1 pseudogene is annotated in these 309 nt (G+C 74.1%); it reads right to left on the bottom strand.

Annotation, left to right across the window (positions count from 1 at the left end):
* Window positions 1–309: pseudogene (locus ACLZOT_RS51465) on the bottom strand (ABC transporter permease); the annotation flags it as partial.

Below are 309 nucleotides of genomic sequence, written 5' to 3'. Positions count from 1 at the left end.
AAGGCGGCCAGGGCGGTGCAGGCGGTGGAGGTCACGGTGATCGCGGTGATCTGGCGTGGGGAGAGGCCGATGGCCTTGAGGGCCAGCAGGTCGCGCTCGCCCTCGCGGACCGTGCCGCCGATCGCGGTGAGCAGTTCGATGAGCCCGATCAGGGCGAGGACGGCGACCAGACCGACGACGACTCCGCGCAGGGGCGAGAGCCCGTCGGCGGGGTTCGGCACGGCGTGGATGTCGAGGCGTCCCTGACCGGTGTCGGCGAGGCGGTCGGCGACGTCGGCCGGGTCTGCGCCGGGCCGCAGACGGAGCTCG

The organism is Streptomyces sp. 4F14 (assembly GCF_048159485.1).
In the GTDB taxonomy this organism is placed as follows: Bacteria; Actinomycetota; Actinomycetes; order Streptomycetales; family Streptomycetaceae; genus Streptomyces.
This window is presented reverse-complemented; position numbering and strand designations above follow the sequence as displayed.